Annotated in this window: 23 protein-coding genes; all 23 read right to left on the bottom strand. The window is 68.1% G+C overall.

Annotated elements, in window-relative coordinates:
* Window positions 1–314 precede the first annotated feature (314 nt).
* Window positions 315–1,580: a tyrosine--tRNA ligase gene (tyrS, locus tag B9Y70_RS07515; protein WP_085549655.1), complete on the bottom strand. Its 1,266-nt coding sequence runs from the start codon at window positions 1,578–1,580 to the stop codon at window positions 315–317.
* Between the two features lie 42 nt (window positions 1,581–1,622).
* The gene (locus B9Y70_RS07520) at window positions 1,623–1,805 is read right to left on the bottom strand and encodes a Trm112 family protein (protein ID WP_085549656.1); all 183 of its coding nucleotides are present in this window, start codon (window positions 1,803–1,805) and stop codon (window positions 1,623–1,625) included.
* Window positions 1,802–2,407, bottom strand: coding sequence for a hypothetical protein (locus tag B9Y70_RS07525; protein WP_085549657.1), 606 nt, complete (start codon window positions 2,405–2,407; stop codon window positions 1,802–1,804). Before B9Y70_RS07525 ends, B9Y70_RS07520 begins: the two co-directional genes overlap by 4 nt.
* Window positions 2,394–3,983 carry a vWA domain-containing protein gene (locus tag B9Y70_RS07530; protein WP_085549658.1) on the bottom strand — a complete coding sequence of 530 codons (1,590 nt, stop codon included), beginning with the start codon at window positions 3,981–3,983 and terminating at the stop codon, window positions 2,394–2,396. The genes B9Y70_RS07525 and B9Y70_RS07530 overlap by 14 nt, the downstream gene beginning before the upstream one ends.
* A complete protein-coding gene (locus tag B9Y70_RS07535; protein WP_085549659.1) occupies window positions 3,980–5,158 on the bottom strand; it encodes a hypothetical protein in 1,179 nt (392 codons plus the stop codon). The genes B9Y70_RS07530 and B9Y70_RS07535 overlap by 4 nt, the downstream gene beginning before the upstream one ends.
* Before the next feature lie 53 nt (window positions 5,159–5,211).
* Window positions 5,212–6,645: an argininosuccinate lyase gene (argH, locus tag B9Y70_RS07540; protein ID WP_085549660.1), complete on the bottom strand. Its 1,434-nt coding sequence runs from the start codon at window positions 6,643–6,645 to the stop codon at window positions 5,212–5,214.
* Complete coding sequence (locus B9Y70_RS07545) at window positions 6,646–7,848, bottom strand: argininosuccinate synthase (protein ID WP_085549661.1); 1,203 nt, start codon at window positions 7,846–7,848, stop codon at window positions 6,646–6,648.
* Window positions 7,849–7,901: 53 nt separating this feature from the next.
* Window positions 7,902–8,378: an arginine repressor gene (locus B9Y70_RS07550; RefSeq protein WP_085549854.1), complete on the bottom strand. Its 477-nt coding sequence runs from the start codon at window positions 8,376–8,378 to the stop codon at window positions 7,902–7,904.
* A 3-nt stretch (window positions 8,379–8,381) separates the two neighbouring features.
* Window positions 8,382–9,338: an ornithine carbamoyltransferase gene (gene argF / locus B9Y70_RS07555; protein ID WP_085549662.1), complete on the bottom strand. Its 957-nt coding sequence runs from the start codon at window positions 9,336–9,338 to the stop codon at window positions 8,382–8,384.
* Window positions 9,339–9,340: 2 nt separating this feature from the next.
* On the bottom strand, window positions 9,341–10,483 hold the full coding sequence (locus B9Y70_RS07560) for an acetylornithine transaminase (protein WP_240309188.1): 1,143 nt from the start codon (window positions 10,481–10,483) through the stop codon (window positions 9,341–9,343).
* Window positions 10,484–10,512: 29 nt separating this feature from the next.
* The gene (gene argB, locus B9Y70_RS07565) at window positions 10,513–11,454 is read right to left on the bottom strand and encodes an acetylglutamate kinase (protein WP_085549664.1); all 942 of its coding nucleotides are present in this window, start codon (window positions 11,452–11,454) and stop codon (window positions 10,513–10,515) included.
* A gap of 9 nt (window positions 11,455–11,463) precedes the next feature.
* Window positions 11,464–12,615, bottom strand: coding sequence for a bifunctional glutamate N-acetyltransferase/amino-acid acetyltransferase ArgJ (gene argJ, locus B9Y70_RS07570; protein WP_085549665.1), 1,152 nt, complete (start codon window positions 12,613–12,615; stop codon window positions 11,464–11,466).
* 27 nt (window positions 12,616–12,642) lie between these two features.
* Window positions 12,643–13,695 carry an N-acetyl-gamma-glutamyl-phosphate reductase gene (gene argC, locus B9Y70_RS07575; RefSeq protein ID WP_085549666.1) on the bottom strand — a complete coding sequence of 351 codons (1,053 nt, stop codon included), beginning with the start codon at window positions 13,693–13,695 and terminating at the stop codon, window positions 12,643–12,645.
* Window positions 13,696–14,255: 560 nt separating this feature from the next.
* Complete coding sequence (locus B9Y70_RS07585; protein ID WP_085549668.1) at window positions 14,256–14,729, bottom strand: hypothetical protein; 474 nt, start codon at window positions 14,727–14,729, stop codon at window positions 14,256–14,258.
* A 28-nt stretch (window positions 14,730–14,757) separates the two neighbouring features.
* Window positions 14,758–17,268 (bottom strand): phenylalanine--tRNA ligase subunit beta, encoded by a 2,511-nt coding sequence (pheT, locus tag B9Y70_RS07590; RefSeq protein ID WP_085549669.1) that lies wholly within the window; start codon window positions 17,266–17,268, stop codon window positions 14,758–14,760.
* Window positions 17,269–17,294: 26 nt separating this feature from the next.
* A complete protein-coding gene (pheS, locus tag B9Y70_RS07595) occupies window positions 17,295–18,341 on the bottom strand; it encodes a phenylalanine--tRNA ligase subunit alpha (protein WP_085549670.1) in 1,047 nt (348 codons plus the stop codon).
* A gap of 57 nt (window positions 18,342–18,398) precedes the next feature.
* Entirely contained in the window at window positions 18,399–19,217 is an 819-nt protein-coding gene (locus tag B9Y70_RS07600) for a TrmH family RNA methyltransferase (RefSeq protein WP_085549671.1), read from the bottom strand.
* A gap of 120 nt (window positions 19,218–19,337) precedes the next feature.
* Window positions 19,338–20,198 carry a hypothetical protein gene (locus tag B9Y70_RS07605; RefSeq protein ID WP_240309169.1) on the bottom strand — a complete coding sequence of 287 codons (861 nt, stop codon included), beginning with the start codon at window positions 20,196–20,198 and terminating at the stop codon, window positions 19,338–19,340.
* A gap of 253 nt (window positions 20,199–20,451) precedes the next feature.
* Complete coding sequence (gene rplT, locus B9Y70_RS07610) at window positions 20,452–20,838, bottom strand: 50S ribosomal protein L20 (RefSeq protein ID WP_085549673.1); 387 nt, start codon at window positions 20,836–20,838, stop codon at window positions 20,452–20,454.
* A gap of 51 nt (window positions 20,839–20,889) precedes the next feature.
* Window positions 20,890–21,084: a 50S ribosomal protein L35 gene (gene rpmI / locus B9Y70_RS07615; protein ID WP_085549674.1), complete on the bottom strand. Its 195-nt coding sequence runs from the start codon at window positions 21,082–21,084 to the stop codon at window positions 20,890–20,892.
* A gap of 37 nt (window positions 21,085–21,121) precedes the next feature.
* A complete protein-coding gene (infC, locus tag B9Y70_RS07620; RefSeq protein WP_085549675.1) occupies window positions 21,122–21,688 on the bottom strand; it encodes a translation initiation factor IF-3 in 567 nt (188 codons plus the stop codon).
* Window positions 21,689–21,913: 225 nt separating this feature from the next.
* Window positions 21,914–22,711, bottom strand: coding sequence for a hypothetical protein (locus B9Y70_RS07625; RefSeq protein ID WP_085549676.1), 798 nt, complete (start codon window positions 22,709–22,711; stop codon window positions 21,914–21,916).
* A gap of 25 nt (window positions 22,712–22,736) precedes the next feature.
* Complete coding sequence (locus tag B9Y70_RS07630; RefSeq protein ID WP_085549677.1) at window positions 22,737–23,357, bottom strand: hypothetical protein; 621 nt, start codon at window positions 23,355–23,357, stop codon at window positions 22,737–22,739.
* Window positions 23,358–23,382 lie beyond the last annotated feature (25 nt).

The raw sequence follows: 23,382 nt of genomic DNA on the forward strand, positions 1-23,382 counted from the left end.
CCACCCATCAAGGCAGCCAGCCAGCACACACAACCAACAACCACAAACAAAAGTACATTGGCACACTATTGAGTTCTCACACAACAACCGCACACAGTTACGCTTCCGGATGAACCGGATTTGTTTCTGCGGCTGGAGATTCAACTCTAGCTGACTGTTTTCAAGAAGTCAACATGGTGTTCATCTCCCTGTCACCTCGTGCCCTCCGCAGTGTTTCTCTGCGGCGCTCTCGGCGACCTCCATTAAGTTACTCACGTCCCCCGTCTTCACCAAATCGCCAGGTCAGACGGGGTAACGTTCGTCGTAAAGTAACGCTATGCGGTGACCTTCACGCCGGCGAAGTTCTTTTTGCCGCGGCGGAGCACGAGCCAGGATCCGTGCAGCAGATCACCCTCGGCGGGCTCCCACTCCTCGGAGGCGATTCGCTCGTTGTTCACGTAGGCGCCACCTTCCTTGATCGCACGGCGGGCGGCACCGCGGGAGTCAACCAGGCCCGATCCGACGAGGAGATCGACGATGGTGCGGGGCTCGCCGGCGCCGACCTCGAACACCTCGGTCTCGGACACGGCGGAGGCCAGGGTCTTCTCGTCGAGATCCGTCAGCTCGGCGCGGCCGAAGAGTGCCTGGGAGGCGAGCTCGACGGCAGCGGTGGCCTCCTCGCCGTGGACGAGGTTGGTCATCTCGCGGGCCAGACGACGCTGTGCCTCCCGCTTGAAGGGTCGCTCCGCGACCTCGGTCTCCAGCTCGGCCAGCTCCTCGGCGGTGAGGAACGTGAACCAACGCAGGTAGCGGATGACGTCGGCGTCGGAGGCGTTGATGAAGTACTGGTACCAGGTGTACGGGCTGGTCATCTCCGGATCGAGCCACAGGGAACCACCGCCGGTGGACTTGCCGAACTTCTTGCCCTCGGAGTCGGTGACCAGCGGAACGGTCATCGCGTGGACGGATTCGCCGTCCATACGGCGGTTGAGGTCGACGCCGGCGACGAGGTTGCCCCACTGGTCACCACCACCGACCTGCAGAACGCAGTCATAGTTGCGGCGCAGCTGGACGAAGTCGTTCGCCTGGAGCAACACGTAGGAGAACTCGGTGTAGGAGATGCCGTCGGTCTCCAGGCGGCGCTTGACGGTGTCGCGGGACAGCATCGTGTTGAGCGGGAAGTGCTTGCCGATGTCGCGGAGGAAGGAGATCGCGGTGAGGTCCTTTGTCCAGTCGTTGTTGTTGAGCAGCAGCGCCGCATTGTCCCCCTCGAAGGAGACGAAGCGGGAGAGCTGGCCGGAGATGCGCTCGGACCAGTCGGCGACGGTGTCGGCGGAGTTCATGGAACGCTCACCGACGTCACGCGGGTCACCGATCATGCCGGTGGCACCGCCGGCGAGGACGATCGGACGGTGCCCGGCCTGCTGGAAACGACGCAGCATGAGCAGCGGTACCAGGTGGCCGGCGTGCAGGGACGGGCCGGTCGGATCGAATCCGCAGTACAGGGTGATGGAGGTGCCGTCGGTGGCCTCGCGCAGGGCGTCCAGGTCGGTGGACTGGTTGATGAGGTCGCGCCAGGTCAACTCGTCAATGATGTTCATGAAGGATCTCTCGTGCAAATGGGAAGAAGCGGGAAAAGGGTGTTACTCGGCGGTGGGCGGCCACGGGGTCGCTTCGTCGATGAGCATCACGGGGATGCCGTCGTCGATGCGATAGGCCAGGCCGAGCCTGTCGTTGACCAGGACCTGACGGTCCTCGAGATAGGTCAGCGGGCCCTTGTCCTTCGGACAGGCGAGGACTTCCAGCAACTTCGGATCGAGACTCATGACTCAGTATCGTACCCGGGGGCCGGGAGGCGCCCGAACTGGAGGCGCAGTGCGCGGGTCTGGTCCTCGAGTTCGCGGAGGGTGTCGTTGACCACGGCCTTGTGGATGCGCAGCGTCTCCTCCTCGAGGATCCCCAGGGCGTCGACGGTCTGGGGGACCGCCGCCGGGTGCTGACGGTCCGTCACCTGCAGGTAGGCGTCGATTGTGGCGGGCACGTAGTCGTCGATGATCGTCTCGATGACCACCCGCTGCTCGGGCACGTCCTCCAGGTGCTCCCACTCGAGAAGCACCTGGACGAGGGCTCCACGGAGGGAGGCGGTGGCGTCGAGGACCCCGGACGCCGGACCCGATTCGTAGAGTCGACTCGTACTGCGGTCCAGTCGACGGAGCAGTTCATCCGCGTCGGGGCGTTCCGGGGCCGGGGGCAGGGCCTGCTGGCGGGGTGCGGGGGTCAGCGCGACGCCCGCACCCCAGCCGGCCAGGGCCACGACGGGCCACAGGAAGCCGAGCCCGGCGACGAGGTGGACGACGAGGATCGCGGTCGCGATGAGCATGCCGACGAGGTTCTTCCGGGAGAGGAAGAAGTTGTCACTGGTATCCACGGATCTCCTTGAAGGCCGCCTCGAGGTCCCCGTCGAGGGCGTCGAACACCTTGCCACCGGTGAGCTCGGCGACCTCGGTCATCTCGCCGACGTTGGCCTCCCCGTAGAGGATGACGAACACGGGGATGTCGGCCGCCGGGCCGGAGAGGCCGGCGTGGAATTCGCGGAACTGGTCGAGGGTGACCCCGGCTGTGAGTTCGCCGTCGCTCATGAGCACGATCGACGGGATTGCCCCCTCCTCCGCGGCGACGGTGCCGTAGGCGTTGATGAGTGCGGAGTAGATCGCGGTCGCCCCCTCCGCGTGGAGTCCGTCGACCGCCGCCGAGAGTTCCCCGGTGGCCTGCGGGTCCTCCGCGGAGTACCGCAGGGTGAGCGGCGCGGCGGGGGCGTCGGCGAAGGGCTGCAGGCTGATCCTCTCGCGGTCCCGGAAGCCGACGCTGCCGGCGGCGCCGTGGGCGGTGCCGTCGATGAGCGAACGCAGGGTGTCCTGCAGCATCGCCAGGCGCTCCCCCTCCATGGACCCGGAGGTGTCGAGAACGAAGACGGTGTCGCCCGGCGGGCGCAGCTCATTGTGGAACGCGGCGACGAGACGGTCCGTGATGGTGCGGGTGGCCGGGAAGGGCAGTTCGATGAGCAGCTGACCGGCCAGCTCGGGCGGGAGGTCAGAGGTGGCGTCGACGGGGCGTCGATACGAGTCCGTCATGACCTCGGGGCGCTCGAGCAGCCACTCGCTGAGCGCGGCGACCTTCTCGCGGGCCTCCGGCTGTGCGGGGCGGGCGAGCGTCGACAGCGGGTAGTCCGCGGAGACGACACCGTCGGCGGGAACGATGACGGTGAGGTCGGCACCCTCGTCGCGGTTGACGGTGTGGAGGACGGACTCGTAGTTGATGAGGGCGTCGGCACGCGAGCGGTCCGTGAGAAACGTGTCGGTGAGCCATCCGGAGGAACCGGAGGTGAGCGTCTGCCCGGAGAAGAAGCCCTGCAGCTGCGGGCTGACGCGGTCGATGTCGGACTCTGTGAGGGCGGCACCGGTGTCCGCCAGGGCGGTGGCCACCGACACGAGGGCGGAGAAACCGGAGTTCGACGCGGAGGGGTCGGTCATGCCGAAGGTGATGTCGCCGTCGGCGGCGGCTCCGGCGATCTCCGACCACATCGGCTGGCGGGCGTCCCACCCCAGTTCGGCGGCCGTGTCGGAGGTGACGCCGAAGGCCACGGGAGACAACCCGATCTTGGTCTGGTCGGCGAGGTGACCGGAGGCGCCGAGGATGTCGACGTAGCGGTTGGTGGCGAACCAGGTGGCGTCGTACTCGTCGTCGAAGCCGCCGTCGAGAAGCGTGCGCGAGTTGTCGAGGGTGCCGGCCGGGAAGCTCAACTCGATGGGGAACCCGAGATCGTCGGCGGCATCCTCGATGACCGGCTCGAGATCCTGCAGCTCGGTGGCGGCGACAATACGCAGCGGCGTACCGTCCGTGCCGCCTGTGCCGCCGCCGACGACGGGCAGCTCGGTGTCGCCACAGGCGGTGAGCGTGAGGGCCGTGACCAGGGCGGTCACGGCGGCGGTGAGGCGGGTCCTCATGGTGCATCCTCCTCGATGTCGTCCGGCGGAGCCGGGCTAGAATACTGGGCCCCGACACCCTCGATGAGTTCCTCGAGGCGGTCGTAGACGGGCGGGTCGACGGTGGCCAGGAAGGCCGGTGGCTCCGCGATGCCGTGGTCCCCCAGCGCCGTGGCGAACAGGCTCCGATCACCCGGGCGGAAACCGTGCTCGGCGGCCAGGCGCTGCAGCTCCGGGTCCGTGGTGAGCAGGCGTCCGACCTCCGCACCGTCGTCGGTGAGGGCGACGAGCATGTGGGTGGAGTTGAGCGTCGGGTCCGGGTAGGCCAGCGCCATGTCGTCGCGGATGCGGGAGTTCTCCGCCATCTTCTCCCCCAGGTACTGGGCCTCGTAGACCATCACCATGGGGCGGGCACCGATGCCCTGCGCCAGGTAGTCGGCGAAGGGCCCGGCGGAGGTCGACTCGGTGTAGCCCTGTCCGACGAACAGCGGGCTGACCGCGTCGATGACCTCCCTGACCTGCGCGTCGGAGGTGACCACTCCCCCGCCGCGGGTCACCCACGCCAGGATCGACAGGTACATGGCAGCGGAGTTCGAGGTGCGGATGTCCGTCGAGGAGATCTGCACGGTCCGCGGCGAGGGGTACTCCGGTCCCAGGTCCCGCCAACGGGTCTCACTGCGCGCCAGCTCGATGTAGCGCTCCATGTCGATGAACCAGTGGCCGGCCTCCTGCCGTGCCACACCCTCCCGCTCGAGGATCTGCAGGATCGGGGTGAAGGTCGCCACCGCCATCGGCGAGTGGAACGGGGTGTTCACTCCCCGGTTGGGCACGCTGCTGACGATCTTCTGCCCCGCCGGGGCCGAGGACGGGAAGGCGAAGTCGTAGGAGTTCAGGTCGACGTCGGTGGCGATCCGCCGGGAACCGGCCGTGTCGACGTCCACCTCGAAGCCGTGCTCGGCGAGGACGTCCTGCACCCGCGGGTCCTCGAAGAACCCCCGTTTCTCCGAGCCGATGACACCCGAGACCTGCACGGTCCCGCCGCCCCCGGCGCTGCTTCCGACACCGGGGACACCGGGGATACCGGGGAGGCTGAGGGTGCCGCGCCCGATGAGGACCGCGACCACTGCCAGAACAAGCAAAATCAGGCCGACGATGACGGAACATCCTCGGCCTGATCTGCCCTGCGCCTTACTCATGGGCGAAGCTTATGACGCTTCTTTCGGTTCGGCCACTCGAACGGTCTGGACCTCTAGCCCCGAACCGGGGTCGTGGCCCACGTGTGGTGCTCGCGAGAGGCCTCCGCCACCCGCTCGCGCTGCTCACCGACGCGCACGCCGGCGGTACCGCCGCGCGTGGCCCGGGAGGCCACCGCGCCGTCGATCGTGAGGACCTCACGCACCGCCGGGGTCAGACGCTTATCGACGCCCGCCAGTTCCTCGTCCGTCAGATCGACCAGGCCGACGCCGCGGGACTCGGCGATGCGCACGCACGCACCGGAGGCCTCGTGGGCCTCGCGGAACGGCACGCCCTCGCGCACCATCCACTCGGCGAGGTCGGTGGCCAGGGTAAAGCCGGCCGGGGCAAGCTCGCGCATGCGCTCCTCGTGGAAGGTCAGGGTGGAGACCAAGCCGGTCATCGCCGGGAGCAGCAGGTTGAGCTGGGCGACGGAGTCGACGATCGGCTCCTTGTCCTCCTGCAGGTCACGGTTGTAGGCCAGCGGCTGCGCCTTGAGGGTGGCCATGAGGCCGGTGAGGTTGCCGATGAGGCGGCCGGTCTTGCCTCGCGTCAGCTCGGCGACGTCCGGGTTCTTCTTCTGCGGCATGATCGACGAGCCGGTGGACCAGGCATCGGAGAGGGTGACGTACCCGAACTCCGGGGTGCACCACGCGATGATCTCCTCGGCCAGGCGCGACATGTCCACCGCGATCTGCGCGAGGACGAACGCCGTCTCGGCGGCGAAGTCACGCGAGGAGGTCGCGTCGATGGAGTTGTCCGCCGCGGAGTCGAAGCCGAGCTCCTCGGCGATGGCCTCCGGGTTGAGCTTGAGCGAGGAGCCCGCCAGGGCGCCGGAGCCGTACGGGCTGACGGCCAGGCGCTTGTCCAGGTCGCGGATGCGCTCGAGATCGCGCAGCAGCGGCTGGGCGTGGGCCAGCAGCTGGTGGGCGAGCAGCACGGGCTGCGCGGCCTGGAAGTGGGTCTTGCCGGGCATGATCGCCTCCGGGTGGGCGGCGGCCTGGGCGACCAGGGCGTCGACAAGCTCGGTGACGCCGACGGCGATGCCGCGGACGGCGTCGCGCACCCACATGCGGAAGAGCGTGGCCACCTGATCGTTGCGGGAGCGGCCCGCGCGCAGGCGGCCGCCGACCTCCGGGCCGACGCGGTCGATGAGACCGCGCTCCATGGCCCCGTGGACGTCCTCGTCCGAGGGCTCGGGCCCGAAGCTGCCGTCGGCGACGTCGCGCCCCAGCTGGTCGAGGCCGGCGAGCATGGTCTCCAGGTCAGCGTCGGAGAGCAGGCCCGCGGAGTGCAGGACCTTGGCGTGCGCCTTCGACGCCAGGACGTCGTAGGGGGCGAGCACCCAGTCGAAGTGGGTGGACACGCTCAGGGCGAACATCGCCTCGGACGGGCCGCCGGAGAACCGGCCACCCCACAGGGCACCTTCGTTCGTACCGTGCTGTTCCATCTAGTTCGTCGCCTCGCGGTCACGCTTGTTGGCGATCTCCGAGGACAGGCCGTGGAGCTTGACGAAGCCCTTGGCCATGGTCTGGTCGAAGGTGTCACCGGTGTCGTAGGTGGCCAGGTTGAAGTCGTACAGGGAGTGGTTGGAGCGACGGCCGTTGACGGTGATGGAACCGGCGTGCAGCACGAGGCGGATGTCGCCGGTGACGTGCTCCTGGGTGGAGTCGATGAAGGCGTCGAGGGAGCGCTTGAGCGGGCCGAACCACAGGCCGTCGTAGACCTCCTCGGACCAGCGGGCGTCGACGAGGCGCTTGTAGCGGGCCAGCTCGCGCTCGAGGGTGACGTCCTCGAGGGCCTCGTGGGCCTTGATGAGGATCATGGCACCCGGGGCCTCGTAGATCTCGCGGGACTTGATGCCGACGAGGCGGTCCTCGACCATGTCGAGACGGCCGACACCCTGTGCGCCGCCGCGGCGGTTGAGCTCCTCGATGGCCTCGAGGACGGTGACGGGCTTGCCGTCGATGGCGACGGGCTTGCCGCCCTCGAAGGAGATGATGAGCTCATCCGGGGCGTTGCCCAGGGTCGGCTCCTCGGTGTAGGCGTAGATGTCCTTGGTCGGGGCGTTCCACAGGTCCTCGAGGTAGCCGGTCTCGATGGCGCGGCCCCAGACGTTCTGGTCGATGGAGAACGGGGAGGAGGCGGACTGCTCGATCGGCAGGTCGATCTCCTCGGCGAAGGCGATGGCCTTGTCGCGGGTCCAGGCGTAGTCGCGGGCCGGGGCGATGATCTCCAGGTCCGGGTTGGCGTTGCGGAAGCCGACCTCGAAACGGACCTGGTCGTTGCCCTTGCCGGTGCAGCCGTGGGAGACGTGGGTGCCGCCGTGCTCCTTGGCCGCCTCGACGAGGTGCTTGACGATGAGCGGGCGGGAGATCGCGGAGACCAGCGGGTACTGCTTCATGTACATGCCGTTGGCCTTGATGGTCGGCAGGCAGTACTCGTCGGCGAACTCGTCGCGGGCGTCGATGACGATGGACTCGACGGCACCGGAGTCGAGGGCGCGCTGGCGCACGGACTCCATATCCTCGCCGCCCTGCCCGAGGTCGAGGGACACGGCGACGACCTCGCCGCCGGTCATCTTGGCCAGGTACGGGATCGCGACGGTGGTGTCGAGGCCGCCTGAGTAGGCGAGGACGACGCGTGCAGACATAGGGGGTTCTCCTTGGGTTTTGGTGTTACTGATTATTGAGGATACCGGGGGCTCTAGGAGCCGGTGAGCAGGTCCCCCAGCTCACGGCCCGTGAGGGGTTCGCGGGCGAGGACGAAGATGGTGTCGTCACCCGCGATGGTGCCGACGGTCTCATCGAGACCGACGCGGTCGATGAAGCTGGCGAGGTACTGCGCCGCCCCGGGCGGGGTGCGCAGCACCGCGATGTTGCCCGAATGGTCCACCGCGACGACCAGCTCGTCGAGCATGCGGCGCAGCTTCTCCTTCGGGCCGGTCAGTTGCGCCGCGAGCTGCTTCTCGACGTGGCCCACGACGTAGAAAGCCCTCCCCTGGTCGGGGCGGATCTTCTTGGCACCCAGCTCGTCGAGGTCGCGCGACAGGGTGGCCTGGGTGATGTCCACGCCTTCGTCGAGAAGCAGTTCGGACAGCTGCACCTGGCTGGAGACCCGGGTCTTGCCGAGGATCTCCAGGATCTTGCCCTGGCGGGCGGTGCGGGAGACGGGAGCGGACATCATCTACTCCGGCTGGTGCTCCAGCAGCCACACCATGAGCGCCTTCTGGGCGTGCAGCCGGTTCTCGGCCTCGTCGAACACGCGTGACTGTGGTCCGTCGATGACCTCGGCGGTGACCTCGTTGCCGCGGTAGGCCGGCAGGCAGTGGAGGAAGATCGCGTCCTCCCCGGCCTTCGCCATGATGTCCGCGGTGACCTGGTACGGCAGGAAGGGGGTGCGACGGTCCTTGCCGTCGGCCTCCATGCCCATGGACACCCAGGTGTCGGTGATGACCACGTCCGCGCCGGCGACCGCTGCCACGTCGGAGGTGACCTCGACGGTCGCGCCGGTCTCGGCAGCCCGGGCCTGCGCCCGCTCGACGAACCCGGCCTTCGGCTGGAAGCCCGCCGGCGCGATGATCGTCATGTCCATGCCCGCGGTGGCGAAGCCGATCATGTACGAGTTGGCCATGTTGTTGTCGCCGTCGCCGAGGTAGACCGCCTTCCTCCCCTTCAGGCCCGCGGGGCCCTCCTCCGGGCAGAGGTTCTCCACGCAGGTCTGCAGGTCCGCCAGGATCTGGCAGGGGTGCAGGTCGTCGGACAGGGAGTTAATGATCGGCACCGTGGCGGTCTCGGCCAGGTCGTGGAAGTTCTGGTGCGCGTAGGTGCGCCACACGATCATCTCCACGTAGCGCGAGAGCACCGCACCGGTGTCCTGGATCGTCTCACCCTTGCCCATCTGGGAGGAGCCGGAGTCCACGACGATGGGATGGCCACCGAGGTGGGCGATGCCGGCGTCGAAGGAGAAGCGGGTGCGGGTCGACGTCTTGTCGAAGAGCACCGCGACCGACAGCGGACCCTCGAGCGGGCGCTTCGACAGGGGGGCCTTCTTCAGCTCGGCCGCGAGGGCCAGGACCTCGGCCTGCTCGGCCGGGGTGAGGTCGTCGTCGGCCAGGAAGTGCCGCACGTTCGGGGTGGTCATGGTCAGTCCTCCTTTGTGAGGTCGTTGATGAGTGCCGAGAGCTTCTCGACGGCCGCGTCCATCTCGTCGTGGCTGATGATGAGCGGCGGGGTGAGGCGGATGATGTCCTCCGCCGGGGCGTTGAGGATGAGCCCGTGGTCGAAGCCCTGCTTGACAGCCTCCTTGGCCACCGGCTTCTCCAGCACGACGCCGAGCATGAGCCCGCGCCCGCGGACATGGTCGACGCCCCCGATGGCGGTGAGCTTCTCCGCGAAGTACGCACCCTTCTCCCGGACCTCCGCACAGAACTCGTCGTCGACGATCCCGAGCACCGCGTTGGCGGCCGCGCAGGCGACGGGGTTACCGCCGAAGGTGGTGCCGTGGGCACCGGGCTGGAAGAGCTCGGCGGCCTTTCCGCGGGCGATGGTAGCGCCGATTGGGATGCCGCCGCCGAGGCCCTTGGCCATGGTGATGACGTCCGGCAGGACCCGATCGTGCTGGAAGGCGAAGAAGTCGCCGGTGCGGCCGACGCCGGTCTGCACCTCGTCGCACACCATGAGGATGCCGTGCTCGTCGCACAGGTCGCGGACGGCCTGCAGGAAGCCGGCGGGGGCCGGGACGACGCCGGTCTCACCCTGGACGGGCTCGAGGAAGATGGCCGCGACATCGGACGGGTTCGTCTCGACGAGCTTGGTCAGGTACTCGACGTCGCCGTAGGGGTAGAACTCCACGCCGGTGGGCAGCGGCTCGAAGGCCTTGCGCTTGTCCGGCTGGCCGGTGAGCGCCAGGGAGCCCATGGTGCGGCCGTGGAAGCCGTGGACCGCGGCCAGGATGCGGGAGCGGCCGGTGAGGCGGGCCAGCTTGAAGGCGGCCTCGTTGGCCTCGCCGCCGGAGTTGCAGAAGAACACGCGGGCGGAGTCGTCGCCGACGCGCTCCTTGAGGGTGGCGGCGGCCTGCATGACGGGTCCGGAGGCGAAGAGGTTGGACACGTGCCCCAGCTGGGAGAGCTGGTGGGTGACGGCCTCGACGATCGCCGGGTGACCGTGGCCGAGGGCGTTGACGGCGATGCCGGCGAGCAGGTCGATGTGGACGCGGCCCTGGGAGTCCTCCACGGTGGCACCCTTGCCGGAGACGAGCTCGATCGGCGGGGTGCCGTAGTTGTTCATCAGCACGTCGTTCCACTTGATGTGGTCGGTCACTTGTCGGCGTCCTTCCTGAACACAGCGCCGGCGGGGTAATCGCCGCGGTCGTAGTTGTCGGGCAACACCATGGTGCCGATACCGCCCATGGTGAGCAGCTCGAGGATGACGGAGTGGGCGATGCGACCGTCGATGACGTGCGCCGCGGACACCCCGCCCTGCACCGCGCGCAGGCAGGACTCCATCTTCGGGATCATGCCGGAGTCGAGATTCGGCAGGATGGACTCGAGCTCGGAGGTGACGATCTTCGACAGCAGCGAGTCGCGGTTGGGCCAGTCGGTGTAGAGGCCCTCGACGTTGGTGAGGATGAGCAGACGCTCGGCGCCGAGCGCATCGGCCAGTGCCCCGGCAGCGGTGTCGGCGTTGATGTTGTACACCTCGCCGTCCTCACCGGGGGCGATGGTGGAGACGACCGGGATGCGGCCGGCCTCGATGATGTCCATGACGGCCGAGGGGTTGACGGCGGTGATGTCGCCGACCAGTCCGATGTCGGTGGGGACGCCACCGACGTCGACAAGCCGCTTTTCCGCGGTGAACAGACCGGCATCCTCACCGGATGTGCCCACGGCGTAGGGGCCGTGCGAGTTGATGAGACCGACGAGATCGCGGCCGACCTGGCCGAAGAGCACCATACGGACGATCTCCATGACCTCCGGGGTGGTCACGCGGAATCCGCCCTTGAACTCGCCGTCGAGGCCGAGTCGCTTGAGCATCGAGGAGATCTGCGGGCCGCCGCCGTGCACGACGACCGGCTTGGCACCGACCGTGCGCAGGAAGACCATGTCGGCGGCGAAGGCGGCCTTGAGGTCATCGTCGATCATGGCGTTGCCGCCGTACTTGACCACGACGATCTTGTCGCGGAAGTGCTGCAACCAGGGCAGGGCCTCGGCCAGTACGTGGGCGCGGGCCTCGTTGCTGAGCTTCTTCAGTGCTTCCATGGTGGGGTCCTAGGAGGAGTAGGCGGAGTTGATGTGGACGTAGTCGTGGGAGAGGTCCGTGGTGCGGACCGTCGCGCGGCCGGGGCCGCCGGTGCCGAGGTCGACGCGGACGTCGATGTCGGCGCCGGAGAGGTCGACCTCGCGGGCGGTGGGCGTGCCCGTGGTGTTCTCGCACACGGCGTGGCCGTTGAAGTAGACGGAGATGTGGTCGGGGTCCATGTCGGCGTCGGCCATGCCGACGGCGGCGAGAACGCGACCCCAGTTCGGGTCGGAGCCGAACATCGCGCACTTGAAGAGGTTGTCGCGAGCCAGGGTGCGGGCGGCGTTGACGGCCTGCTCATCGGAGCCGGTGCCCTCAACGGTGACGGTGACGCGCTTGGTCACACCCTCGGCGTCGGCCTGCATCATCCGGGCGATGTCCTCGCTGGCCTCGAGCACGGCGGCGTTGAGCTCCTCCTGGCTCGGGGAGATACCGGACGCGCCGGAGGCGAGCAGAAAGACGGTGTCATTGGTGGAGGTGGAGCCGTCGATGTCGAGGGTGTCGAAGGTGACCCTGCTGGCCGCGCGCAGGGCCTCGTCGAGCATCTCCGGGGTGGCGGAGGCGTCGGTGGTCAGGCAGACGAGCATGGTGGCCAGCGAGGGGCTCATCATTCCGACGCCCTTGCCCATGCCGCCCAGGGTCCAGCCGTCGCCCTTTACCAGGACTTCCTTCTTCACCAGGTCGGTGGTCATGATGGCTTCCGCGGCATCGCCACCGTGATCACCCAGGCCCGGAACGAGCTTCTCGACGCCCGCGTGAATCTTGTCCATCGGCAGCGGCTCGCCGATGAGGCCGGTGGAGCACACGCCGACGTCGGTGGGCGCGACGTCGAGAAGCTTCGCCACCTGATCGACGGCCGCCTGCGCATCCTTATCCCCCTGGGTGCCGTTGCAGGCGTTGGCGTTGCCGGCGTTGAACAGCACCGCGCGGATCTGCCCGTCCTTGATCGACTCACGGGAGATCTTCACCGGGGAGGCGACGACGCGGTTGCGGGTGAACACCGCGGCGGCGTGGAACTCAGGCCCGTTGTTGACCACGAGGGCCAGGTCAGGGTTACCCGAGGGCTTGATGCCTGCGGTGAGGGCGGCGGCAGTGAATCCTGCGGGGGCGGTGATGCTCATGAGGGAAGGCTTTCCGGGGTTGTGGGATTAAGGGGCGACGGCGGCCATGGGCAGGCCGGCAGTCTCATCGAGGCCGAGGGAGAGGTTCATGCACTGGACGGCGGCGCCGCCGGTGCCCTTGGTGAGGTTGTCTATGGCGCCGGTCATGAGCAGCACGCCCGCGCGCTCGTTGACCTCGACCTGCAGATGGCACATGTTGGTGCCCACGACGTTCTGGGTCTCCGGCTGCTGCCCGACCGGCAGGAGGTGCACGAAGGGCTCGTCGGCGTAGAAGGCGCGGTAGGTCTCGTACGCCGCCTCGGCGGTGACACCCTCCTTGAGGGGGGCGGTGATGGTGGTGAGGATCCCGCGCGGCAGCGGCGCCAGGACCGGGGTGAAGGAGACGGAGACCTCATCGTCCGTCACGGCGGAGAGGTTCTGGATGACCTCCGGGGTGTGGCGGTGCTTGCCGGCGGTGTTGTAGGCGCGCAGGCTGCCCATGATCTCAGCACCGAGGAGCCCGACGGCGGCCTTCTTGCCCGCACCGGAGACACCCGTGATGGAGACGATGGACAGGTCCGGGACGATGAGACCGCCCGCGACGGCGGGCAGGACGGCAAGGGTGGCACCCGTCGGGAAACACCCTGGGACGGCGACGCGCTTGGCGCCGGTGAGCTCCTCCCGCTGACCGGGCAGCTCGGGGATGCCGTAGGGCCAGGTGCCGGCATGCTCGGAGCCGTAGTAGTGCTCCCACTCCCCCGCCTCCTGCAGGCGGAAATCGGCGGCGCAGTCGATGACCACGGCCTCGGGGTTGGTGTCGGCCAGCACCTGGCCGATGGGACCGGAATGGCCGTGCGGGAGGGCGAGGAACACGACGTCGTGCCCGGCCAGGACCTCAGGGGTAGTGTCCTCGATGACCCGGTCCGCCAGCTGCGGCAGGTGCGGCATGAGATCAGCGACTGACTGCCCCGCCGAGGACCCGGCGGTCAGCGCACCGATCTCCAGGTCACCGGAGATGTAGGAGGGGTGCCCGAGCAGGAGGCGGAGGATCTCTCCACCCGCGTAACCGGAGGCACCAGCGACTGCAACCTTGAATGTCATGCCGACCAGTGTAGCACTTTATGCAGTCATATGAAAAGTATGCAGTGGCGTGTCTCCGGGCGCCTAGAGTGGACGGATATCACAACCGACCACGGGAGGCACCGTGCCGCCGCAGACCAGAAGAACCATTCGCTTCTTCGCTGACTGGGGAGCTGACTCCCCTCTCTGGGAGTCAGGTACGGACTTCTACCTCCCGGCCCCGGAAGACTACGGCCTCCCCACCTCCCTGTCGGACAGGCTCCGGGCCTGGGCCTCCCATTGGACAGAGCACCATCACTGGGACACCGGGTGGGACGATCCCCGCGCCGCTGAGTACTCGCAGAAGGAAGGAGACGAGCTCCTTGACGCGCTCCGCACCCACGTCGCGCCCTTCGCCGACGTCATCGACGAACGATGAACCCCGGTCTTTCTGCTCGACCGACCAGCTCCTCATCCTCTCCGGTCTTCCCGCGGTCCCCCGGCCCGGTGATGTCCATGGGTCTGCTCATAGTCGCGGGACCAGCCTTCCCGGTCGCCGGGGTATCGGCGTCGCTGCGCAGGTATCTTGCCCGCCGACGGGTCTAGCTGCTCAGCTGCGAGCTCATCGCCGTGGGGTTGTTCCCCACCGTGGAGGGCCCTGCGTAGGCAACGTAGTTCAGCGAACCGGAGAGCACGTGCAGGCCGCCCATGGGGTCGGCGAACACGGTGATGCCGTGGGCGTTGCCCGGCTGGCCCGCGCCGAGGGCCTGCTTCTCGCCCACGAGCCCCTGGTTCCAGCAGCCGACGACACCGGGGCCGTTGCCGGAGACGATGACCGCGGGGATCTTCTCCTCCGGCGGGTTGCACTCGGGCATGGTCTGGCGGGCCCCGTCGCTGACGCAGATGACGTGGGGGCCGTTCTGCGTCATAACGACGTCACAGCGAACGTCGCCGGCGGCGTTGGTGAACTGGACATCGCCTTCGGCCGCATTCGCGGCGGAGGCGCCGCCGATGAGTGCGGCGGCAGACAGGGCGGGGACAGAAAGAAGGGTCAGGGCACGACGTGAAATGGTCATGCCCCGACCCTACTGAACTTTCCTGAACCTAAGCACGCATCTCGGCGCCGAACGTCGACTTCGCCAGCTCAGCGGCGGCGAGGCGACGCTCGTTGGCCTCCTCGTCGGTGAGGGTGCGATCCCCCGCGCGGAAGAGCAGGGAGAAGGCGAGGGACTTCTTGCCCTCACCGAGCTGGGCGGAGCGGTAGACGTCGAAAAGCTCGACGTCCTCGAGCAGATCGCCGGCGCCCTCGGCGACGACACGGCGCACCTGCTCGGCCGGGACATCTTCGTCGACGACGAGCGCGATGTCCTGGTGCAGCGCCGGGTAGGAGGACAGCACCGGGGCCGGGAAGTTCTCGGTCAGCGGCAGGGCCGTCAGGTCGAGCTCCATGGCGCAGGTGCGCGCCGGCAGGCCGAGGGCCTCCAGCACCTGCGGGTGCAGCTCGCCGGCGTGACCGACCACCTCGCCGTCGACAAGCAGGGCGGCGCAGCGGCCCGGGTGCCACGGCAGTGCCTCGGCGGAGGCGATCTCCAGCTCGACGTCGGCGGCGCGGGCCACGACGCGAGCGGACTCGATCGCATCGGCCCAGGTGTAGGCGCGGCCCTCGCCCCAGGGACCCTCGTACTCGACCTGGCCAGTGGCGACGGTGGCCACGTGCAGCGGCTGGTACGGCAGGGAGTCGACGAGCTCCGCGATCGTCTCATCGGAGGGCTTCTGCGCCACCGACGGCATCGGGGAAGCGTCGGCACGCTTGAAGGCGACCTGCTGCAGGCCGAAGAGCGCGACGTCGTGACGACCGCGGGCGACGTTGCGAACAACGGCGTCGAGCATCGTCGGCAGCAGCGTCGTGCCGAGGACGGCGCGATCGGCCTCCAGCGGGTTCTGCACCTTGACGACGTTGCGGCGCTCGTCCTCCTCAGACAAGCCCCACACGTCGAAGGTGTCGTTGGCGATGAACGGGCTCGGCAGGATCTCCGCGTAGCCGTTATAGGCCAGGGCGTGGCCGACGGCGCGACGACGACGCTGCGCCGGGGTGAGCCCACGGCCGCCGACCGGGGTCGGCAGGACCAGCGGGATGTCCTCCAGGCCTTCGAGGCGCAGGACCTCCTCGACGAGGTCAGCCGGGATCGTCAGGTCGCCGCGCCAGGTCGGCGGGGTGACCTCGAGTTTGCCGCCGCAGGAGGAGACTGCGACGGTGCAGCCGACCTCCTCGAGACGCTTCACGACGGTCTCGCGGGAGTACTCCACGCCCGCCAGGTCGGAGGGGTGCGAGGCGGCCATGGTGATCGTCGGCATGCCCGGCACGTCACCGACGATGGTGCGCTCGGGCGCGATCTCACCGCCGGCGATGTCGACGAGCAGCGCACACGCCATGTCGAGGGCGACCTCGACGATGTCGGGATCGACGCCGCGCTCGAAGCGTCGGGAAGCTTCCGAGGACAGCTTGTGGCGGCGCGAGGTACGAGCGACGGTGAGCGGATCCCAGGTGGCGGCCTCGAAGTAGACGTCCGTGGTCTCACCGGAGATCTCGGAACGGGTGCCACCCATGACGCCGGCCATGGACTGGATGCCGGTGTCGTCGCAGATGACCACGTCCGCCGAGTCGAGGGTGCGCTCGACGTGATCGAGGGTCTCGAACTTCTCCCCCACCTCGGCGTTGCGGATGAGCAGGCCGCCGGTGATCTGCGCGGCGTCGAAGGCGTGCATCGGCTGGCCGAGCAGCAGCATGACGTAGTTGGTCACGTCGGTGGCGGCGTTGACCGGGCGCTGGCCGGAGAGCATGAGCTCGCGCTGCAGCCAGAACGGGGACTCCGCGGCGGGGTTGATCCCGGTGACCTTGCGCAGGCCGAAGCGGACCGTCTTCGTCTCCTCGCGGACGTCGATGGGAAGCAGCTCACCGGTCGGCGCGGGCACGCCGGACAGGTCCACACCGCCGACCTCCGGCTGCTGCGCGATGTCCGTGAACTCCAGATCGAAGGCCGACGCCAGCTCGCGGCTCAGGCCTCGGGCGGACAGGGCGTAGCCGCGGTCCGGGGTGACGTTGACGTCGAAGACGGTGTCGCCCAGGCCGAGGGCCTCGCGGGCGTCCTCGCCCGGCTTACCGTAGGACGGGTCGAAGGTCTGGATGCCGGCGGACTTGTCGGTCAGCCCCAGCTCCGCGGCGGAGCAGATCATGCCGTCGGAGATGTGGTCGTAGGTCTTGCGCGCAGCGATGGCGAAGTTGCCCGGCAGCACGGCACCCGGCAGCGCCACGACGACGGTGTCGCCCTCGGCGAAGTTGGTGGCACCGCACACGATGCCCTGCAGCTCACCGGTGCCGTTCGCGTCGCCGACGTCGACCTGGCAGTAGCGGATGGGTTTCTTGAACTCGGTGAGTTCCTTGATGTCCTTCACCACACCGAACACCAGCGGGCCGGTGGTCTCCGGGATGGGCTCGTAGCCCTCGGTCTCGAAACCGACGCGGACGTATCCGGCGTCGAGCTCCTCCGGGGTGACGCCGAAGGACGGGTTGGCGTGGCGCAGCAGCCCGGTGACCCAGTTCTGTGCAAGCAGCATTGTTTCTGTTCCTCTCTAGAACCGGGTTACTTCTGGATGCCGAACGGCAGGGTGAAACGGACGTCGCCCTCGACCATGTCACGCATGTCGGACAGGCCGTTGCGGAACTGCAGGGTGCGCTCCAGGCCCATGCCGAACGCGAAACCGGTGTAGACCTCCGGGTCCACGCCCACGGCGCGCAGGACGTTCGGGTGGACCATGCCGCAGCCGCCCCACTCGATCCAGCCGGCGCCGCCCTTCTTGTTGGGGAACCACACATCGACCTCGGCCGACGGCTCGGTGAACGGGAAGTAGTTCGCGCGCATGCGGGTCTTGGTCTCCGGGCCGAACAGGGTCTTGGCCAGGTGGTCGAGGGTGCCGCGCAGGTGCGCCATGGTCAGTCCCTTGTCCACGGCCAGCCCCTCCACCTGGTGGAACACCGGGGTGTGGGTGGCGTCGAGCTCGTCGGTGCGGAACACGCGACCCGGGCAGGCGATGTACAGTGGCACGTCGCGGTCGAGCATGGAACGCACCTGCACCGGGGAGGTGTGGGTGCGCAGGACCTGCAGGGACCCCTCGTCGCCGACGTGGAAGGTGTCCTGCAGGGTGCGGGCCGGGTGGTCCGGCAGGAAGTTCAGGGCGTCGAAGTTGAAGTACTCGGCCTCGACCTCCGGGCCGTCCTCGATCTCCCAGCCCATGCCGAGGAAGATGTCGGAGATGGTCTCCATGAGAGAGGTGATCGGGTGCAGGGCACCGACCTGCTCGCGGGTGGTCGGGACGGTGACGTCGACCTTCTCCGCCTTGAGCTGCTCCGCCCGCTGCTTGACCTCCAGCTCGGCGAGCACCTCGGCGTAGTGCTTCTCGACGCGACCCCGCGCCATGTTCACCAGCCGGCCCGCGTCCTTGCGCTGGTCCTTGGGCAGGGTGCCCAGGGCGCGACGGGCCTGCGGAATCGGGGCCTCGTCACCGAGGTGGTCGCGGCGAGCGACGCTCAGTTCCTCGAGGGTGGTGGCCGCGTCGAACGCGGCGAGAGCCTGGTCCGCGGCGGCGTTGAGCCCCGCCTCAGTCAGTTCAATTTCGGGAGTGTCAGACACGTGCCAAACCTTTTCACCTGGGCGCAGAATTTTCAGACCTGTACAGCATACCTATGCTTATCGACGCCCACGCGCCTGGGCCTTCGCCGACTCATACAGGCAGATCGACGCGGCCGTCGCCAGGTTGAGGGATTCCGCCCGCCCCCGGATCGGGATGCGCACCCGGTGGTCGGCGAGCCCCAGCAGCTCCTCCCCCAACCCGTGGGCCTCATTGCCGAACAGCCAGGCCGTCGGCCTGGTCAGGAGCTCGTCGGCGTCGTCCAGCTCCACCTCGCCGTCGGCGGCGGTGGCCAGGATCTGCAGGCCAGCGGCGCGCAGCTGCCCGAGGACGTCCTTGACATTGACGTTGCGGGCCACCGGCAGGTGGAACAACGACCCGGCGGAGGCGCGGGCCGCCTTGCTCGACTGCGGATCGGTGGTCTCGCCGGCGAACACGACGGCGTCGGCGCCCATGGCGTCCGCCACGCGGACGAGGGTGCCGGCGTTGCCCGGCTCCGAGGTCTCCACGGGCACGGACACCAGCTGGGGGCGCCCACGCAGCGCCTTGCCGACGGTCCACAGCACCGGCTCACACACCGCGAACAGACCCGTGGTGGTCACGGTGTCCGATAGGGACTTCGCGGCCTTGTCGGTGATCGGGTGCACGTAGACGCCCATGTGGCCGCAGGTGATGAGGATCTCCTCGAAACGGCGGGCCGCCTGCTCCGTTACGAAGACGTCGCGGGCCGCCCCGGTGGCCACCGCCGCCTCCACCGCGTTCTCCCCCTCGACGATGAACTGGTTCGCCTTCTTCCGTCCCGCCGCCCGCTGCAGCTTGGCGGCGTTGACGATGCGGGGGGTGCGCTCGGTGAAGGGATCCGTGAAGTCGAGGTTCATGGGCTTCAGGCTAGCAGTGGGCAGGTCACCGGCGATATCGTCGTACGCCTCGAGCGGGATTCCGGGTGCATGTCCGACCGCACGGACATAGCCGAGGGCGGGTGGGTGACGATACCGTCATCAGCGCAGATGCCCGTGGATCTCCCACACCCCCGCCTCGACACGCCCCGGCACGGGAACGGGTTCGAGGTGGCGTCGATAAGCGATGATGTTCTCGATCTCCTGGATCGCCGCCGTCTTCGCGAGCGGATCCTGCACGCAGGCATCCGTGAACTGCAGATGACCCCAACCCATCATCTCCGCGTGATTGGCCTTCCAACGGTCGATGATGAAGGTCCGCGTATTCTCCGGGCCGTGGAAGAACAGGCTGTCCAGGTCGACGACCGTCGTGGCGGACTCGATCCCGATGTCCCACGTGTACGGGCCGAGGCGGTAATTGGGAATGGTGTCGATCCCCCGCGCGCGCAACTCCAGGTGGAAGAACCGCTCCATCTGACTCGACGCGCCCACCACGCACCGCCCGAGCAGCGGCACCAGACCCTCCTGCAGCGACGGATGCAGCGTCGCGAAATCCTTCTCGAACCGCTCCTGCCCGCGGAAACCGGCGTAGGACTGCTCGAGGCACTTGAGGCGCGCGACGCGATTGAGGTGCACATCCTCGGCGACCGCCGCGGCCGGCGACACCACCGGCAGCCCCTGGTGCTCCCTGGCGTCAATGCTGCGGGACACCCGCGACTTGACCAACGGCGTCCCCGGGTGACGATGTCCCTTCGGTATGACCGCCGCCACCGGAGTCATCACCGTGGACCGGTGCCCGTACACGGACATCGCGGTATGACCGCGGAACACGAGCTCCGGGTAGCGGTGATGGAGCGCTCGCAGCAGGGCCATCCCGCCCGGCTCGTCCCTCATGTCGATGCCGTGCGCCAGACGGTGGAGCTTCCCAGCCGCCAGCGCCCGCTTGATCTGATGGTCCGACACCCCCTGCGCCTTCAGTTCATCCCTGGTCCAGTACTCCCCCTGTAGGTCCATGCACTATTGGACCGGGATCTCGGAGGAAAGGTTCCCTGCGATCGCCACATCGTCCCCCACCCACCCCTCTCAAGGTGTGGGGCACCGGACACTGCACCGTGGTTTCGACACCGGGCGTACGACGAAACCGTCACCCACCCCGAAACCACCCGGAATCAGCGACGCCCCGCCGGGCGAACCAGCGGGGCGTCGACAAGCAGCTTTAGGCAGCGGCGACCGGGGCGTTGACGTCCTCCGGCAGAGCGGCCTTGGCGGCCTCGCAGAGAGCGGAGAAGGCAGCGAAGTCGCTGACGGCCAGCTCGGCGAGGATCTTGCGGTCGACATCGATCTCAGCCAGGCGCAGGCCGTGGATGAGGCGGTTGTAGGTGATGTCGTTCATGCGGGCGGCAGCGTTGATGCGCTGGATCCACAGCTTGCGGAACTCACCCTTACGCGCGCGGCGATCGCGGTAAGAGTAGGTCATGGAGTGCAGCCACTGCTCCTTGGCCTTGCGGTAGAGGCGGGAGCGCTGGCCGCGGTAGCCCTTGGCGGACTTGAGGATTGCGCGACGCTTCTTCTTGGCGTTGACGGACCGCTTGACACGTGCCACGGTGATACTTCCTTAAATCTTGATGAGTGTGGGGTGGAGAGGCGGCTTGTCTTAAGCCTTGCCGAGGAGGCGCTTCATGCGCTTGGTGTCAGCCGGGGCCACGTCGACGGTGCCCTTGAGGCGACGGGTGCGGGTGGACGGCTTGCCCTCGAGGAGGTGGCGGCGGTTGGCCTGCTCGCGGCGCAGCTTGCCGGAGCCGGTGATCTTCACGCGCTTGGCGGTGCCCTTGTGGGTCTTCTGCTTCATGAGAATTAAGTCCTTAAATCCCGGTTGAAAACGGTGTCTACTTCTTGCCCTTGCGGAGCGGTCCGATCACCATGGTCATGTTGCGGCCGTCCTGCTTGGCGCGGGTCTCGACGATGCCGTAGTCCTTGACATCCTCTGCGAGACGCTCCAGGAGTCGGAAGCCGAGCTCCGGACGCGACTGCTCACGACCGCGGAACATGATGGTCACCTTGACCTTGGATCCCTTCTCCAGGAAGCGGATCACGTTGCCCTTTTTCGTCTCGTAATCGTGGTCGTCGATCTTGGGACGGAACTTCTGCTCCTTGACCACAGTCTGCTGCTGGTTCTTGCGGGACTCGCGGGCCTTCTGGGCCTGCTCGTACTTGAACTTTCCGTAGTCCATGATCTTCGCGACCGGCGGCTTGGCGTTCGGGGCCACCTCGACCAGGTCGAGATCGGCCTCGTATGCGAGCTTGCGGGCATCATCCGTGCGGACGATGCCGACCTGCTCACCACCCGGGCCGACAAGGCGGACCTCGGGAACTCGGATACGCTCATTAATGCGAGCTTCAGCGCTGATGTGTGACTCCTCAAGTAGCGGGTTTCGTGAAACGTACCGTGCCACCTGCGAGGATTTCCCCCACGAGAAAAACCCGCCTGCCGGATGGTTCCGACGGCGGGAGATCTCTCAAAATAAGACAGCCTGAGGCTGACCTACTCTTGACCTGTATCCAACCGGACGCGCCGGCGGCATGAGGTGGGATGATCTCCGCTTGTGGCCCGAGCTCCCGGAGAAGGTGCACGGGTGGTAGTGGGGAGTACTCTAACACTCACCCCGGCCAGGACCAAATCACGCCCCGCAGGAGGTCGCCGGGGCGATGGCGTCGGCGTCGATGAGCTCGGCGAGCCCGAGGCTGAGTGCGTCGAGGATGTCGACGCCCGTGTCGTGGTCCGCGTCATCCGGGTGCGTCATGAGCGCCACGCCGATGAGTCCACCCTCCACCGGCACGGTCCCGAGCTGACGCAGCGCGTAGACGCGCGGGGCGTCGAGCCCCCAGCCGCCCTTAAAATGGGCGCCGTCGATGTTCGCCAGGCCGTACTGCTGCCAGTCGACGATGTCGGCCATCGCCTCGTACGTCGTTCCCTCGGTGTCGAGGCACGGCAGCTGCGCCGCGAACAGCGCCTGCTCGGTGAGCGGCCAGAAGGTCTCCCCCGGCAGCGGCTCCAGCTCCGGGGCGTGGGCGAGGTCGCCGAGGTCGAGGTCGATGGCCCGCGAGAGCTGGTAGGCGGCCGCGTTGTCGGAATTGCTTATCGACGCCGCGATCAACGCCTCCGTCGCCACCCCCTCCCGGTCCGCCACCACCGCGACCGGCACCTTGACCGTGGACCAGGCGTACGAGTTGCCGGTGAGCCCGACATGGACGACCTCCTCGCCCGTGGCCACCGCGATGCCCACCCGGCCCCCGTGGTCCGCGCTCACCTGCGTCGCCAGTGCCAGCAGTTCCGCACGCAGATCCGCCGGGCTGTGGTGGGCGTCGACGGGAGTCTGCTCCGCAGCCGACTCCCCGGCGGTGCCGTCGGAGAAGCAGGCAGCCAGCAGACCGGCGCACAGCGGGAGCACGACCGCCCCGGACATCCACTTCTTCACGGCTGGGAACTATACCCCGGTGGGGTCAGTCGCGTACTCCCCGGTCCTCGAGCACGACCACCGCATTGAGGCCACCCCGACACGTGTACGAGTTGCCGCCCTCCGCCTGACACGTCATGCGGTAGTTCTGCCCGGTGACAGGGCTGGTGACCGTGACCTCGTGGGTCGTGTCAGACCCCGTGTGCGGCCCCATCGCGATGGCCACGTTCTCCGCGAAACCACAGCTCGTCCGATCCGACGCCCGGAAGATGCGCCAGTTGACGTTGGCCGCGCACTGCACCGCGTGGTCCGGGGCGCGGAAGGCGGGCGGGGGTGGGGTGGTCTCCTCGGTCGTCTCGGTCGTCTCCGTCGTCTCCACCGGGGAGGTCGAGGTCACCGTCGTCGTGGGACGCTGCGGCGTGGAACTCGGTGTCACGGTCACCACCGTGGTCTCCGGGGTGGGCGGCTGGGCCGCCGGCTCCCCGTCGCCGCGCAGGAAAGCGTTGTACATCCACACCCCGAGTGCCACTGCACCCACAAGCAGCAGCGCCAGCAGCACTGCCGCCAGACCGGAACGATCACGCTGCGGTTCCGGTGCCGGCGGATGGTACTGCGGTGCCGGGTGCTGCGCCGGGAAGGACGACGTCTCCGGTTCCTCGGAATTCATGAGACCCATCCTAAGAGGTCGCGCA

The sequence above is a fragment of the Corynebacterium pollutisoli genome, assembly GCF_900177745.1.
In the GTDB taxonomy this organism is placed as follows: domain Bacteria; phylum Actinomycetota; class Actinomycetes; order Mycobacteriales; family Mycobacteriaceae; genus Corynebacterium; species Corynebacterium pollutisoli.